Origin of the sequence: Paraburkholderia sp. BR10923, from assembly GCF_040948765.1 — a bacterium.
In the GTDB taxonomy this organism is placed as follows: domain Bacteria; phylum Pseudomonadota; class Gammaproteobacteria; order Burkholderiales; family Burkholderiaceae; genus Paraburkholderia; species Paraburkholderia youngii.
The window spans coordinates 379,456-393,575 of record NZ_JBFPKO010000006.1 but is presented as its reverse complement, the minus strand read 5'-3'; the positions used below and the strand labels follow the sequence as shown (position 1 = coordinate 393,575).

The 14,120-nt window shown below is 65.8% G+C and carries 11 protein-coding genes; 1 reads left to right on the top strand and 10 read right to left on the bottom strand.

What is annotated here, in order from left to right:
- Positions 1 to 67: 67 nt before the first annotated feature.
- Entirely contained in the window at positions 68 to 844 is a 777-nt protein-coding gene (locus AB3X94_RS14570; protein WP_368611895.1) for an SDR family oxidoreductase, read from the top strand.
- A gap of 127 nt (positions 845 to 971) precedes the next feature.
- Here AB3X94_RS14570 and AB3X94_RS14565 read toward each other — a convergent pair whose 3' ends face one another.
- The 10 genes from AB3X94_RS14565 to AB3X94_RS14520 form a co-directional block, all read right to left on the bottom strand.
- Complete coding sequence (locus tag AB3X94_RS14565) at positions 972 to 2,930, bottom strand: hypothetical protein (protein WP_368611894.1); 1,959 nt, start codon at positions 2,928 to 2,930, stop codon at positions 972 to 974.
- Complete coding sequence (locus AB3X94_RS14560) at positions 2,927 to 4,006, bottom strand: Gfo/Idh/MocA family protein (RefSeq protein WP_368611893.1); 1,080 nt, start codon at positions 4,004 to 4,006, stop codon at positions 2,927 to 2,929. The genes AB3X94_RS14565 and AB3X94_RS14560 overlap by 4 nt, the downstream gene beginning before the upstream one ends.
- Positions 4,007 to 4,024: 18 nt before the next feature.
- Positions 4,025 to 5,092, bottom strand: coding sequence for an ABC transporter permease (locus tag AB3X94_RS14555; protein WP_176111111.1), 1,068 nt, complete (start codon positions 5,090 to 5,092; stop codon positions 4,025 to 4,027).
- Positions 5,093 to 5,103: 11 nt separating this feature from the next.
- Positions 5,104 to 6,669: a sugar ABC transporter ATP-binding protein gene (locus AB3X94_RS14550; protein ID WP_368611892.1), complete on the bottom strand. Its 1,566-nt coding sequence runs from the start codon at positions 6,667 to 6,669 to the stop codon at positions 5,104 to 5,106.
- Positions 6,666 to 7,325 (bottom strand): DUF2291 family protein, encoded by a 660-nt coding sequence (locus AB3X94_RS14545; protein ID WP_176111113.1) that lies wholly within the window; start codon positions 7,323 to 7,325, stop codon positions 6,666 to 6,668. The genes AB3X94_RS14550 and AB3X94_RS14545 overlap by 4 nt, the downstream gene beginning before the upstream one ends.
- A gap of 79 nt (positions 7,326 to 7,404) precedes the next feature.
- Complete coding sequence (locus AB3X94_RS14540) at positions 7,405 to 8,340, bottom strand: D-ribose ABC transporter substrate-binding protein (RefSeq protein ID WP_176111114.1); 936 nt, start codon at positions 8,338 to 8,340, stop codon at positions 7,405 to 7,407.
- A 66-nt stretch (positions 8,341 to 8,406) separates the two neighbouring features.
- On the bottom strand, positions 8,407 to 9,651 hold the full coding sequence (locus AB3X94_RS14535; protein WP_368611891.1) for a ribulose-bisphosphate carboxylase large subunit family protein: 1,245 nt from the start codon (positions 9,649 to 9,651) through the stop codon (positions 8,407 to 8,409).
- On the bottom strand, positions 9,648 to 10,598 hold the full coding sequence (locus tag AB3X94_RS14530; protein WP_176111116.1) for an SMP-30/gluconolactonase/LRE family protein: 951 nt from the start codon (positions 10,596 to 10,598) through the stop codon (positions 9,648 to 9,650). The genes AB3X94_RS14535 and AB3X94_RS14530 overlap by 4 nt, the downstream gene beginning before the upstream one ends.
- Before the next feature lie 23 nt (positions 10,599 to 10,621).
- On the bottom strand, positions 10,622 to 11,650 hold the full coding sequence (locus AB3X94_RS14525) for an ABC transporter permease (protein WP_368611890.1): 1,029 nt from the start codon (positions 11,648 to 11,650) through the stop codon (positions 10,622 to 10,624).
- A complete protein-coding gene (locus AB3X94_RS14520) occupies positions 11,647 to 14,118 on the bottom strand; it encodes an ATP-binding cassette domain-containing protein (RefSeq protein ID WP_368611889.1) in 2,472 nt (823 codons plus the stop codon). The genes AB3X94_RS14525 and AB3X94_RS14520 overlap by 4 nt, the downstream gene beginning before the upstream one ends.
- Positions 14,119 to 14,120: the final 2 nt, after the last annotated feature.

Here is a 14,120-nt window from a genome sequence, read left to right as displayed (position 1 = left end):
AAAACATTGACAGCGTGTTTCCAGCGTCATTAATATAACGATCACTATTCAATTCGGAAAGGAGTGAATGATGTCTGGAAAACTTTCAAGCAAAACGGCCATCATAACGGGAAGCTCGCGTGGTATCGGCCGTGCTGTGGCACTGGCCTTCGCGCGAGAAGGAGCCGCGCTCATCGGCGTGCATTACGGCAGCAACGCGGATGCCGCTCACGCCACCGTTCGCGAGATCGAGGCCCTCGGAGCAAAAGCCGTCGCCATCAAAGCGGACTTGAACCGCGGGAAGGAAGCAACGGACAGTATCTGGGAGCAGTTCAAGGCAGCTGCGATTGCCGCCACGGGCGAACCTCGGCTTGACATTCTAGTCAACAACGCCGGCATTGCACCCGGGATTCCCTTGTCCGAGACCAGTGAGGCGACCTTCGACGAGGTCCTGACGGTCAACTTCAAGGCACCGTTCTTTCTGATCCAGGCCGTTGCCGATCATCTCCGCGACAATGGCCGAATTATCAACGTTTCGACCGGCTTTACGCGTGTGGCCGCGCCAACGCATCCCGCGTACGCCGCATCGAAGGGTGCCGTTGAGACCCTGACGCTGGCGCTTGCTCCTGAGTTCGGGCGTCGCGGCATCACGGTCAATACGGTCATGCCGGGTGTGACGGACACCGACATGAATGCGGAGTGGCTTACCGTACCGGAGGCGCGCGCCGGCGCGGAGGCCATGTCGGTATTCTCGCGAGTGGGTCGACCTGACGACGTGGCTGACGTGATCACCTTCCTGGCCTCGAATGACGCACGCTGGACTACGGGACAGGTGATCGACGCGACCGGCGGCGCCCGGCTCTAAGCATTGCGCCCGGGATTAAGCACGCCGAAGTGCAGAACTAGCGGCGACCTCGCAGCGCGCGGCAAGTACGAGCCCGGCGGTTGACTGCCGGGGTCTCCTTTTCAAGCAGGTTGTCCTGTCTCACGTTTCACAAAGACACCCCGATAACGAACGCATACGGGCGCAGCACCACCGGGCGAGCAAGCTCTACCGACGCGCTCCCCCGCATGTCGCCCGCCGCTCGCACCGTCTCCTCGTCGCTGATGAACGCATCGAGAGGCACATCCCGCCCACGAAACGTCAGTCGGACTGTACGCGCACGGTCAGTCAGATTGGCCACCACAATGCGAATGCGCCCTTGCGCGTCACGCGCGGCGATACATGCGACCGCGGACGGCTCCGCCGCCCTGACGGCAACAGGTAGCCTGTGTGATCCCGACATAGCGGCGAGCGCGCGGGCAACTCCATACATCGGATACCGCGTCACCCCATCGCTGACGTCTGCGAGACCCCGCTCTCCCGTCAACGCACCCAGCGTCAATGTGTCGATCCGCGCCCCTTCCAGCGCCGCCGCATAGCCGGCGAGCCACGCGCCCCCGAACAGCGAGGTCTGGCGCGGATCGAAGCCGGCCATCGCAATGCGTTCGCGGTGCGGATTGGGCATCACGCGCGAGCCGTACGGATTCTGGCGCATGCCGATCGACACTGGTCCGATCGAGTAAGGCTGTGCGCCGATCAGCGAGCGGCATGAACGGGTGATATGTGGAATGGCTTCGAGCGTTTGCATCACGCTACGATCGTCGGCCGCGTGGACGATCGGACAGGTCGCGTGAGTCACCCAGTCCACGAGTTCAAGCGGCGGACGCTTGCGATTGAGTTCAGTGAAATAGCTCAACATCCCGCCGCCGATCCGGAGTCCCGGCAAGGCCGCGCGCGCGGCGAGATAGACGTCGTCGAGGGCGGGACACGGCGGGCTGATGCTGCCCGGCGGATTCGACTGCCGATGCACGGACGGGCTGACGACGATACCGACGATCTGCAACCCCGCGGCCTCGATCAGCGCGGCCAGCGCATTCAGTTCGCGCCGCGGATCATCGGCGCCCGGCAGCGCGTATTCGAGCACGGCCGGCAGATTCGCGCGCCGCCGCAAGGCCGCGAACCGCTCGAGTTCAGCCAGCCCGTGGCCAGCTACCGGATCGAAGCTCAACATGATTCGTTGCGGGGCCAACTCGGCCAGCAGCTCAGGATGCGCGAGCGCAGCATCGATCTCGCTTGCGGCGATTGCGATGCCGAGTGCCGGCATCGTCTCGCCCCCTGCCAGCGCGAGGTCGAGCGTGATCGTCGTGAGGTCGTCCTGCGCCGGGATCGACGGCGCGCGTGCGCTGCCCGGCCAGACCCCGCTCCTCTCCGAGACGCTCAGCGTCACGCTCTGGCGCTGCGTGGAACCCGCTTCCAGCGTATAAGGCCAAGGCAACGCAAGCGGCCGCGAGTAGGTTTTGAACGATGCGTCAGACCAGTTACGCTGGTCTTCCATCTCGAACACGTCGCCGGTGAATGCGCAGCGCACCGTGAGCCCGCAGGCGAGATCGTGTTCGATCGCGAGGATGTCCTTGAACGGCTGCCACGGATCGATCAGTTCGGGAAACGCGGATTCCTCACGTGTTCCGTCGCCATGCTCGACACGCGCCGGCGCGCCCGCCACGCCGTCGATAGGATGCAGCACGCAGAATCCACAGCGGGCCGTCAGAAAAGCATCGTGCGCGGTGACGGATGCGTCGAATCGCAGCACGCCATCAGCCGAACAAACGATGCCCAAATCGTAGTTCAGCACCTGTCCATCAGGATTCGCACACTGGGCCCGATAGACGAGCCGGAAGCCGTACTCGTCCTCGTCGATTCCGACGGCCGCCAGCAGCGGACGACAGGTGCCCCAGTCCTTGTCACGAACGAGGAACGCAACCGAGCGGATCACTTCGACGCCGCGATAGCGAATCTCGCGCAACGCGCCGTCGACCAGCAGCGCCGACCAAGGACCGGCAAGCACGCTGCGCTCCTGCTCCCTGGCCTGCGTGGTGCCGTATCGGGCCATCGCGAGGTCCACGCTCATCGCGTCCCCTTCGTGTCGGCGCCGAACATCTCCGACATCTCGATGCTGCGTCCTTGCCGCGCCGACCGGTAGGTCGCGTCGACGAGCGCGAGCGTCGCCAGGTTGTCGCGCCCGCTGGTGGCCGGCTCGACGCCGCGCCGCAGGCAGTCGATCCAGTGTGACTGAATGCTGGCCACGCTGCCCTGAATCGCTTCCCAAGGCGCGCTCGCCCATGACAGCGCAGGCGGTGTCACATCTCGCAGTTCGGTTCCCGCGGCGTTGTGAATCTGCAACCGGTAGTCCGCGAACAGGCGCAGCGTGCCGGCCGAGCCATCCACTTCGATCAGCGTTTGCGGAAACAGCTCGCGGGGCAGCCGCGTCGCGTAACTGCAGTCGACGATACTGTTCACGCCCTGCTCATGACTCAGCATGATCGTCGCGACGTCCTCGCCGTTGATCGCCGGATTCACGCGCGATGTGCTCGCATACAGCCGCTTCACTTCGCCGAACAGAAACCGCGCGATATCGAGTACATGAATGCCGAGATCCTCGACGATGAAACGCTCGCCTTCGGCCAGATAAGGTTGACCGCTGAACACGTCGAACCCGGAGCGGAACGACACCCGCCCCCAGAACGGCCGGCCGATCTCGCCGCGATGCAAGGCCGCGCCGACCGCCTGGATCGCGCTTTGCCAGCGGAAGTTCTCGTGAACCATCAGCGGCACACCCGCGTCGTTGCATGCGTCGACCATCGCGCGGGCATCTTCGAGCGAGCGCGCGAATGGCTTCTGACAGATAACCGCGACATTGGCCCGTGCGGCAAGTTCGACAAGCGCCTTATGGCTCGCCACCGTAGTGGCGATATCGACGAAATCGAGCTGCTCGCTTTCCAGCAGCGCGGCGGCATCCGTATAAAGACGCTCGATACCGAACTCACGCCCGGCCGCATGTAGCCGCGATTCGTCGGCATCGCACAGCGCGACGATGCGCGCGTCCTCGATATCGCGCCACGCATGCAAATGGTTACGCGAGAAAAACCCGCAGCCGATCAGCGCGCCTTTGAACACGTTCTGCTCTCCGCTAGACATGGTTTGCATGCTCGCCGCACTCATCGCTCAAGCCCCCGTCGTCGCTTGCTTCTGCAATGCGAAGCGCTGCTGCACGCGCCGCTGGAGCTGGTCGACGACGACTGCCGCGACGATCACCACACCCTTGATCACGGTCTGCCAGAACGCGCTCACGCCCATCATCACGAGCCCGTCCGACAGAATCCCGATCACGAATGCACCGATGATCGTGCCGCCGATCTTGCCGCGCCCGCCCGACATCGAGGTGCCGCCGAGCACGGCCGCCGCGATCGCGTTGAGCTCGAAGGTCTCGCCGCTCATCGGATGCGAGGCGACCAGTTCCGACGCGATGATCAGGCCGACGATCGCCGCGCACAGCCCCGAGAACATATAGACGAACATCTTCACGCGATTGACCCGTACGCCGGACAATTGCGCCGCGCGCTCGTTGCTGCCGACCGCATAGATCTGACGGCCGAGCGGCGTGCGCCCGGCGATGTACGCGGCGAGCGAGCCGACCGCGACCAGCAGCCAGATGGTCAACGGAATCCCCAGGATGGTCGCCGAGCCGATGATCGGAAAACCGGTGGTGCGATAGTCCGGATTGCCGGTCAGATTCGGAAACGTCTCGCCATTCGACGACAACAGCGCGGCGCCGCGCGCGATATACAAGGTGCCGAGCGTCGCGATGAATGGCGCGACGTTCAGCCGCGTGATCAGCAACCCGTTGATCGCGCCGACCGCGACGCCGCTCAGCAGCGCGACGATGATCACTTCCGGCACGCTCAGGTACAGCGTGTACTCGTCGCCGAGCGGAATGCCGTGCAGGATCAGTCCGCCCGCCACCATGCCGGACAGGCCGACGATCGACCCGACCGACAGATCGATGCCGCCCGCCACGATCACGAAGGTCATACCGATCGCGAGAAAGGCATTGAGCGCGACGTGGCGCGACATGATCAGCAGATTTTCCCAACTCAGGAAGTTGTGCGCCGCGAACGAGAAGAAAATCACCACCGCGAACAACGCGATGAACGTGCGCAGCTTGAGCAGCAACAGAAGCGGCGCCTCGCTCAGGCTCGCGCCCGGTGCCTCACCCTTCAAGATGATCGCCATCCGGTTCTCCCTCATACAGTGATTGTGTCGGTGGATGTGCTCGCGTGAGCCGTGCGATGCCCGATCGCCGAGGCAGCGACGAGCGCGTGCTGGGTCGCCTCGGCCGCGTCGAACTCGGCGGTCAGGCGCCCGTTCGACATCACCAGAATGCGATCGGACAGCGCCATCACCTCTTCGAGATCCGACGTGACGAATAGAATGCCGAGCCCTTTCACGGCCAGATCACGCATCACCTTGAAAATGTCCGCCTTCGCGCCGACGTCGATGCCGCGGCTCGGCTCGTCCATCAGCAGCACGGTCGGCGTGGTCATCAGCGCCCGCGCGATCACCACCTTCTGCTGGTTGCCGCCCGACAGCGAGCTGACCGGCAACCGCCAGTCGGCGACCTTGATCGCGAGTTCGCGGATGTACTGGCCGATCGTGCGCTGCTCACGCGCGGAATCGAGGTGAAAGCCGCGCGCGAATTCGGAGAGGCTCGCGATCGTCATGTTCTCGCCGATCGACAGCACCGGCAGCAGCGCATCGGTCTTGCGATCTTCTGGAATCAGCGCGATGCCCGCCGCGACCCGCGCCGCCACCGGCTTGCCCTGCAGCGGCTTGCCGTTGAGCACGACCTCGCCAGTCGCCTCGCCGTGACAGCCGAGGATGCATTCGAACAGCTCCGAGCGGCCCGCGCCCATAAGTCCGTAAATGCCGACGATTTCCCCGGCATGCAGCGTCAGCGACACATGATCGACCGTGAAGCCGTGGGTCTTGCCCGGCAGCGACACGTCGTGCACGCATAACACCGCCTCGCCGCGCGCATGGCCGATCGGCCGCGAGAAATCCTTGGTGTCGCGGCCCACCATCTGACGCACGATCCACGGCACGTCCACCTGCGCCATCGGCTGATGGCCGGTGATACGGCCATCGCGCAGCACCGTGATGTAGTCGCCGATGCGGATCAGCTCCTCCAGCCGGTGCGAGATATAGACGATCGCGACGCCCTGCGCTTTCAGCTCGGCGATCACCCGGAACAGCACCTCGACCTCGGCCGCGCTCAGCGCCGAAGTCGGTTCGTCGAGAATCAGCACGCGCGCATCGTGCGCGAGCGCCTTGGCGATTTCGACGAGTTGCTGCTGGCCGATGCGCAGGTCCTCGACCAGCGTGTCCGGACTCAGATCGAGTTCGAGACGCGCGAGCAACTCACGCACGCGCCGCCGTTGCGCGTCGATGTCGATGTGCACGCCGGCTCGGGTGATTTCGTGCGCGATGAAGACGTTCTCGGCAATCGACAGGTTCGGAAACAGATTCAGTTCCTGATAGACGATGCCGATGCCGCGCTGCAGCGCTTGCGCGCTGCTCTCCAGTTCGATCGGCGCGCCGTCGAGCATCAGCCGTCCCGAGGTGGGCTTCTCGGCGCCCGCGATGATCTTCATCAGCGTGGACTTGCCCGCGCCGTTTTCGCCGACCAGCACGTTGACGGCCGCGCGCCGCACGGCGAAGTTCACTTCTTTCAGCGCGATCGTGCCCGGATAGACCTTGGTCACCGCCTCGACCTGCAGAATCACCTCGTCCTGCGCAGGTGTCGCACTCATCGCTTGTCTCCCACCGCGATCGCGAGCGGCACCACTTCGGGCTGTTCCGCCGACGAGTCGTAGGAGAACGCGCCCGTCACGGTAATTTCCTTGCCTTTCAGACCGTCGCGCGGCAGCGGCTTCATCACGTGCGTCGCCGCATAGCTGTTGAGCGCGGTGCCGAACTGCGCATATTCGATCTGATTGCGAAAGCTCTCGAATGAAATGAAATCGAGCGTGTCGCGCAACGTGGTGCCGAGCACCGTGGGGCCGACATCGACGATCACATCGACCTTGCCGTCGCCGTCGACATCGACGCCGACCGTGCCCTGGCTCGACTGCGTGTCCACTTCGACGATCTTGCCGTGCAGCCTGGTCGGGAAATTCCACGGCGCGCTGTCGTCCTTGCCGCGATAGCCATACTTGCGGCCCGCTGCGTCCGGGTCCGCCTTGATCGCGTCGCGCAACGCCGGGTAGTCGGTCGCGCGTTTCTCCACGTCGGGCAAGATCTTCGTGGCCCACATCGATGCGACCATCGCGTTCGGATCGTAGCCCGCGGATGAGTACGCATCGCGCGAATGTTTCGACGCCTGCGCGTCATGCTTGACCAGCTTGCAGCCGGTCAGCGCACCGCTCATTGCGATGACGATGAGCGTGCCGCAGATGCAACCTCTCATGGTTCACCTCATGCCACACCGATGGAACAGCATGTCGCGCCGCGAGGATACACCCCGGCATCCTGGCGGCGCTCTGCACTCAGCGCAGCGCGAACAGGTCGAGTTTGCCGGCGTTCGCCTTGGTGATCAGCGTGCAGTTGATCAGCTGTTTTTCGGGCTTGCCGGTCGAGCCAGTCTTCAGATACTTGTCGGCCTGTTCGACCGCTTCGTTGGCGGCCAGCGCGGCCGGTTGCAGCACGGTCGCGCGGATTTCGTCGCGCTTGATCGCATCGCGCACGTCGTTGCTGCCGTCGAAGCCGACCACGATCACGTCCGGCCGCTTTGCCGCTTTCAGCGCGGCCGACGCGCCCATCGCCATCGTGTCGTTGCCGGCGATCACGCCTTTGATGTCGGGATGGCTCTGCAGAATCGTTTCCATCACCCGATACGCTTCGGTCTGACTCCAGTTCGCCGATTGCCGCTCGACCATCTTCATGTTCGGGAACTGATCGATCACGTCGTGATAGCCCTTCGAGCGGATGCCCGCGTTGATATCGGACTCGCGCCCGACCAGCTCGACGTAGTTGCCCTTCTCGCCCAGCGCCTTGACGAACGCCCGGCCGCCCAGTTGCGCGCCCTGATAGTTGTTCGACACGATCTGCACGACCGCAATGCCGGTCGCGTTGATTTCGCGGTCGATCAGGAACGATGGAATGCCCGCGTCCTTCGCTTTCTTGACCGCCGAGATCGACGCTTCCGAACCGGCGTTATCCAGCACGATCGCCTTCGCGCCGCGCGCAATCGCGGTGTCGACCAGTTGCGACTGCTTGTTCGCGTCGTCGTCGTGGACCAGCACGATGGTGTTGTAGCCGAGCGCTTTCGCGCGAGCATCCGCGGTATCGGCTTCGGCTTTGAAGAACGGATTGTCGTGCGACGGGGTGATGATGGCGATCAGGTCGGCGGCCTGCGCGCTCGTCGTACCGACGAGCGCGAGAGCGGCCAACGCGAACGCGAACAACTGCTTCGATGCTTTCATGGTCTGTCTCCTGTGTACTTCGTTATCGGGTACAGCTACCTCAAGCACTGCATCCTGCTCATCTGCTCACTTCCAGAATTCCAGCGCACCCGCCAGCGCGTGGCTGCGCTCGGCATGACCCGCTAGCGGCACGCCTTCCATCGCCGCGATCCACGCTTCGCGCAATGCCTCGACGCCCGCGGCCACGCCCTGCGGATGGCCGAAGATGCCGCCACCCGCCGTATGGATCAGATCCGCGCAGCCGATTGCCGCATACGTGTCAGCCGCTTGCAATCCCGTCTGGCCCGAACTGAACACGGGCATCGCGGGCATCGGCGCTGCGTCGAGCGCCGGCGCGAGCACCGCGCGCGCGGCGGTGATCACGCTGTCGTCCGATTCGCTGAACTTGTTGCGCAGGCCATTCACGTGCAGATGGTCCGCGCCCGCGAGACGCCATAGCTTTTGCCACGGCGCGTAGTCCCACCCCAACGCTTCGCAGCGGGTCAGGTAACCCCAGCCCGCGCGATGCGCGTGAATCGGCAACTGGCTATGGCGTCGCAATTCGTGCAGCCCGACGAGACCGACCGAATTGAGCACCGCCATCACGCAGGTGCCGCCTTCGGCCAGCACCAGATCGTGACGACGCTTCATCTGGTCGAGATCGCCGGTCAGATTGAACGCGACCATCACCTTCTTGCCGGTGCGCTCCGCGTGCTCGTTGACGACCCGCATCACGGCGCGCACGCGCTGGTCGAACGGACAATGCGGACCATCGCCCTGCAGTTCGTCGTCCTTGATGAAATCGATGCCGCCCGCGACCAGCTCCTTCACCTGCTCGGCTGTTTCTTGTGGAGACAGGCCGACGCTCGGCTTGATGATCGTGCCGATCAGCGGGCCGCGCGTGACCCCCGACAGCCGGCGCGTACCGTCGATGCCGAACGCGGGCCCCGGATAGGCGGCCGCGAACGACGCCGGCAGTTGCAGATCCTTGAGCCGCAAGCCCGACACCTGGCGCAACTCGAACAGATTGCCCGCGACCGTCGACATCAGGTTCGGCAGCGACGCGCCGAAGTTTTCGATCGGCCACGACAACTCGAGCAGGCACTGCGTATAGCGTCTCGACCGCACGCCGCCGCTCAGACTGGGCGTGTCGCTGTGACCGAGCCGCTCCAGACGCTCGACCCGGGCGCCCGCGCGCGCTTTCAGTTCCGGCGTCTCGTTGGGCAGCGCGATGAAGGTGCCGCTCGACTGCTCGCCGGCAATCACGTCGGCGGCCTCTTGCGGGTCGACGCCGGTTTCCAGCCAGTAGGTCGCGTGGATGCGTTCGGTCACGATGGGCTCCTTGACGATTCGTGTTCGGATGGAGCGGCCGGTCTGCGTGCGCCGGTGACAGGCAGCCTGACCGCATAGAGCGACGTGGTCGCGCAAATGAAAAGCTGGTTGTGTTGCGGGCCGCCGAACGCGACGTTGGCGACCGGTTCGGGTGTGAGAATCTTGCCGAGCAGGGTGCCGTCCGGGTGATAGCAATGCACGCCGTCCGCCGCGCCTGCCCACAGCCGCCCCGCGCTATCGACACGCAGGCCGTCGAACATGCCGTTCGTGCAACTCGCGAACAGCTCGCCGCCGCGCAGTTCGTGCCCGCTGACCTCGAAAACGCGGATATGACGCGGGCCGTTCTTCACATGGGTGACGCCGCTGTCGACGATATAGAGCCGCTGCTCGTCCGGGCTAAAGGCGAGACCGTTGGGGCGGATGAAGTCATCGGCGACGATCGCGCATTCGCCGCTCTCCGCATCGATGCGGTACACGTGGCACGCGCCGATCTCCGAGCGCGCCGCATGGCCCTCGAAGTCATCGTCGATACCGTAGGCCGGATCGGAGAACCAGATCGATCCGTCCGACTTCACGACCACGTCGTTCGGGCTGTTCAGGCGCTTGCCCTGATGGTGAGAGGCGAGCGTCGTCACGCTGCCGTCGTGCTCGATGCGCGTAAGCGAACGCGAGCCATGTTCGCAGCGCAGCACACGTCCTTCGCGATCGAGCGTGTGGCCGTTCGCATAGCACGCTGGCGTGAGGAATACGCTGACGCGGCCGTCGGTTTCGTCCCAGCGCAGCACGCGATCGTTCGGGATATCGCTCCACAGCAGATAGCGGCCCGCCGGCACGTACACCGGTCCTTCGGCCCAACGGCATCCGGTGTACAGCCGGTGCACGTTCTCGCTGCGCCGCACGCAGCGGCTGAAGCGTTCGTCGAGTTCGAGAAAGTCACGCTCTGACATGGCCTGTCGCTCCTTCGTGCCGCTCAAGCCGCCGGACGCGTGATGCCGCCACTCGCCGGCGGCGTGGCCGAGCGGGCTTTGCGGATCGAACGGCGCAGCGCGCCGCCACCCGCCAGCGCGAGCACGGTGATGATCACGACGCCTTGCACCACGTCCTGGATGCCCGGCTGCAGGCCCGCGATCTGCATCGTCGTGACGACCAGCACGAGCAACATGCTGCCGATCAACGTGCCGAGCGGCGTCGCCGAGCCGCCGAAGATCAGCGTGCCGCCGAGCACCACCGCGCCGAGCGATTGCAACAGGTACGGCTGGCCCATTTCGAGGAACGCGCCGCCCACATAGCCGCCCAGCAGCAGACCCGCGACCGCGGCCAGCACCGAGCTGGTAAAAAACGCGCTCGCGGTCACGCGCGCCGTGGGTACGCCGGCGAGCCGCGCCGCGCGCAGGTTCTGTCCGACCGCCGACAACATGCGGCCGTACGCGGTGTATCGAAGCGTCACGCAGAACAGCGCGGTCACGCCGATCGCGACCAGCACGATCACCGGCATCGCACCGATGCGGCCGGTCGCGATGAAGTGAATCGCAGGCGCGACCTTGAAGCCGGGAATCGCGCGATTGGCGAGCAGCGTCGCGGTCGCGAGGATATAGCCGGTGGCCAGCGTCGCGATGATCGCCGGAATCCGGCAGAGCACGACCAGCGCACCGTTCACCGCGCCGACCGCGAGACCGAGTCCGAGCGTCGCCGCAACCCCGGTCACGAGCCGCGCGTCGCTGCCGCCCATCACGATCAGCGCGAGATACGCGGACAGCGTCATCACGCTCGCGATCGACAGATCGATGTTGCCGCGCCCCGTGGTCACCACCGCCATCTGGCCGAGCGCGCACAGCGCGAGAAAGGAACTCGACACCGCGACGCCCGACAGCGAGCTGACGCTGAAATTTCTGGTCACGACCGACAGCGTCAGCCACAGCAGCACGACGGCAAGCGCGGCCCACGCCCAGCGGTTGCGCGCGGTCCAGTCCGCCAGGTGTCTCGAAGTCGAGCGTTTCATTCTTCACTCCCGTTCCGGCTGACCAGCGCACGCAGCGCAAGGATCACGACCAGCAGCGCACCTTGCACGGCCGCGTTGAAATCGGAGCTGACGTTCAGCGTGCCGAGCAGCGCGCCGATCAGCGCGAGCGCGACCGAGCCGGCCACCACGCCGGCCGGCGAGATGCGCCCGCCCATCAGACTGCAGCCACCGATCACGACACCCGCGACGCCGAGCAGCGTATAGCTCGACCCTGCATTGACGTCACTCGCGGTGTTGATCGCGGTGAGCGCGAGGCCCGCGGTGACGATGAATGCGGCGGCGAGCACGTAACGCACCGCTGCATAGCGCGGCGCCGACCAGCCGGCGCGCGCCATCGCGACCGGATTGTTGCCGAACGCGCGCAGCGTGACGCCGAGTGGCGAGCGGTCGAGCATCCAGGCGGCGAGACCGGCGACGACGATCAGCACCAGCGAAGTCGGCACGCCCGGTATCTGCCACGTGAACAGCGCCGACAGCCATGCGGGGCTCGCGCCGCCCGGCGTCGGTTGCAGCGTATGGCCGATGCCCATCCAGATGAACGACGCACCGAGCGTGATAACGATCGCGGGAATGCGCCGCGCCTGGATCAGCCAGCCGAGCGCGCTGTAAGTCGCCATCGCGGCGACGAGGCTGACCACGCCGAGCGTCGGCTGGTCGAACAGAAGCGTCGCGCTCAAGACATTCACGAGCCCCGCGAACGCGCCTGCGCCGAGGTCGATTTCACTGCCGCCGACCACGAACATCTGCCCGAGCGCGACCAGCACCAGCGGCAAAGCCGGGCCGAGCAGCAGATCGAGGCCGAACACACCGCCGGTGGCCGGGTTCGCGAGCATCATCGCGGCGAATACGAGCGCGAGACTGATGAACGGCGCCATCCGCACGACGCGGCGGGCGAGCACGCCGGTGCCCACGCGCGAGGCGGCAGACGCGGCGGCCGTGCCGGACGGCTGCACGAACGACGCATCGACGATGGCCTGCTCGCTGATGCTCGTGCCGTCCAGCTCGCGCACCACGCGGCCGCCGGCGAACACCAGCACCCGGTCGCATTCGAGAAATTCGGTGTCTTCGGTCGAGTGCCACAGCACCAGCCGGCCCGAGCGCGCGACCTCGGCGACGAGCCGGTAAAAGTCGCGCTTGGCCGCGATGTCGACGCCGCGTGTCGGATCGTCGAGCAGCACGATCGGGGCGTCGGAAACCAGCGCGCGGGCCATCAGCGCCTTCTGCTGATTGCCGCCGCTCAGATCGAGGATGCCCGACGCGAGGCGGCTCGCGTCCAGCCGCAATTGCGCTGCAGCGTCAGCTGCGATGCCGCGCTCGCCCGCCGGCGTGACGAGGCGAAACGGCGAGCCCGCCGCCAGACTGCCGATCGAAATGTTGGAGAGCACCGTCCACAGCGGAAACACGCCCTCGCGCTGACGGTCGCCCGACACGAAGCTGACCGCGCCGATGCGCTCGACCTTCAGCGCATCGCGTCGCGCGGCCGCGAAAATCTGGTGCAGCACCTCTTTCTGGCCGCTGCCTTCGAGACCTGCGAGCCCGACGATCTCGCCGCGCCGCAGCTCGAACGTGTTGCTGCCGGCCGCGCCGCCAGCGAGTCGCAGGCAGACCTCGGCGGTGCGACCCGTGGTGCCCTCGGCAGGCTGCGCATCGCCCGCCTCGCGCAGCGCGGCGGCGGCTTCGCCGCCCATCAGGCGCACCAGCACCGGCACCGAGGCATCGGCGACCGGGCCTTGCCATTCGAGCCGGCCATTGCGCAACAGCACCACGCGCGTCGCCACGTCGACGATTTCGTGCAGCTTGTGGCTGATGAAGATGAACGCGAGCCCTTCGAGCGCCTTCGCATGAATGTAGGCACGCAGTTGCCGGCTGCGCGCGAGGCCGAGCGAAGAGGTCGGCTCGTCGAGGATCACGAGCTTCACGCGCGGCGCGGCGACCGTGCGGGCGATCTCGACCATCTGCCGCTCGCCGATCGGCAATTGCCCCGCTTCCGCGTCCACGTCGATGCCGTGACCGGGGAACACCGCGTCTAGCGCTGCACGCGCGCGCTCACGGTAAACGCGGCGCCAGCCGGGCCGCGAGCGCGCAGCTTCCGGCGCTTCCAGATAGAAGTTCTCGGCGACCGACAGGTTCGAGCACAGCGACAGCTCCTGATGCACGATGCGAATCCCGCGTTGCTGCGCGATGCCCGCATCGTAGGCGCTGCCGGCGGGCGCTTCGTCGCCGAAGTCGATCGTGCCCGAGTCGGGCGGCGTGGTGCCGCACAGCATGCGCATCAGCGTGCTCTTGCCGGCGCCGTTGCCACCGACCAGACCGATCACGTCGCCGCAGGTCACCGCGAGCGAAATGTCGTCGTTGGCGCGCGTCGGGCCGTATACCTTGGTCAGATTGCTGGCGCGGACCACCAGCCGCGCGCGGTTGTGCAACTGCACCATGTCCTCGCGGTTCATCA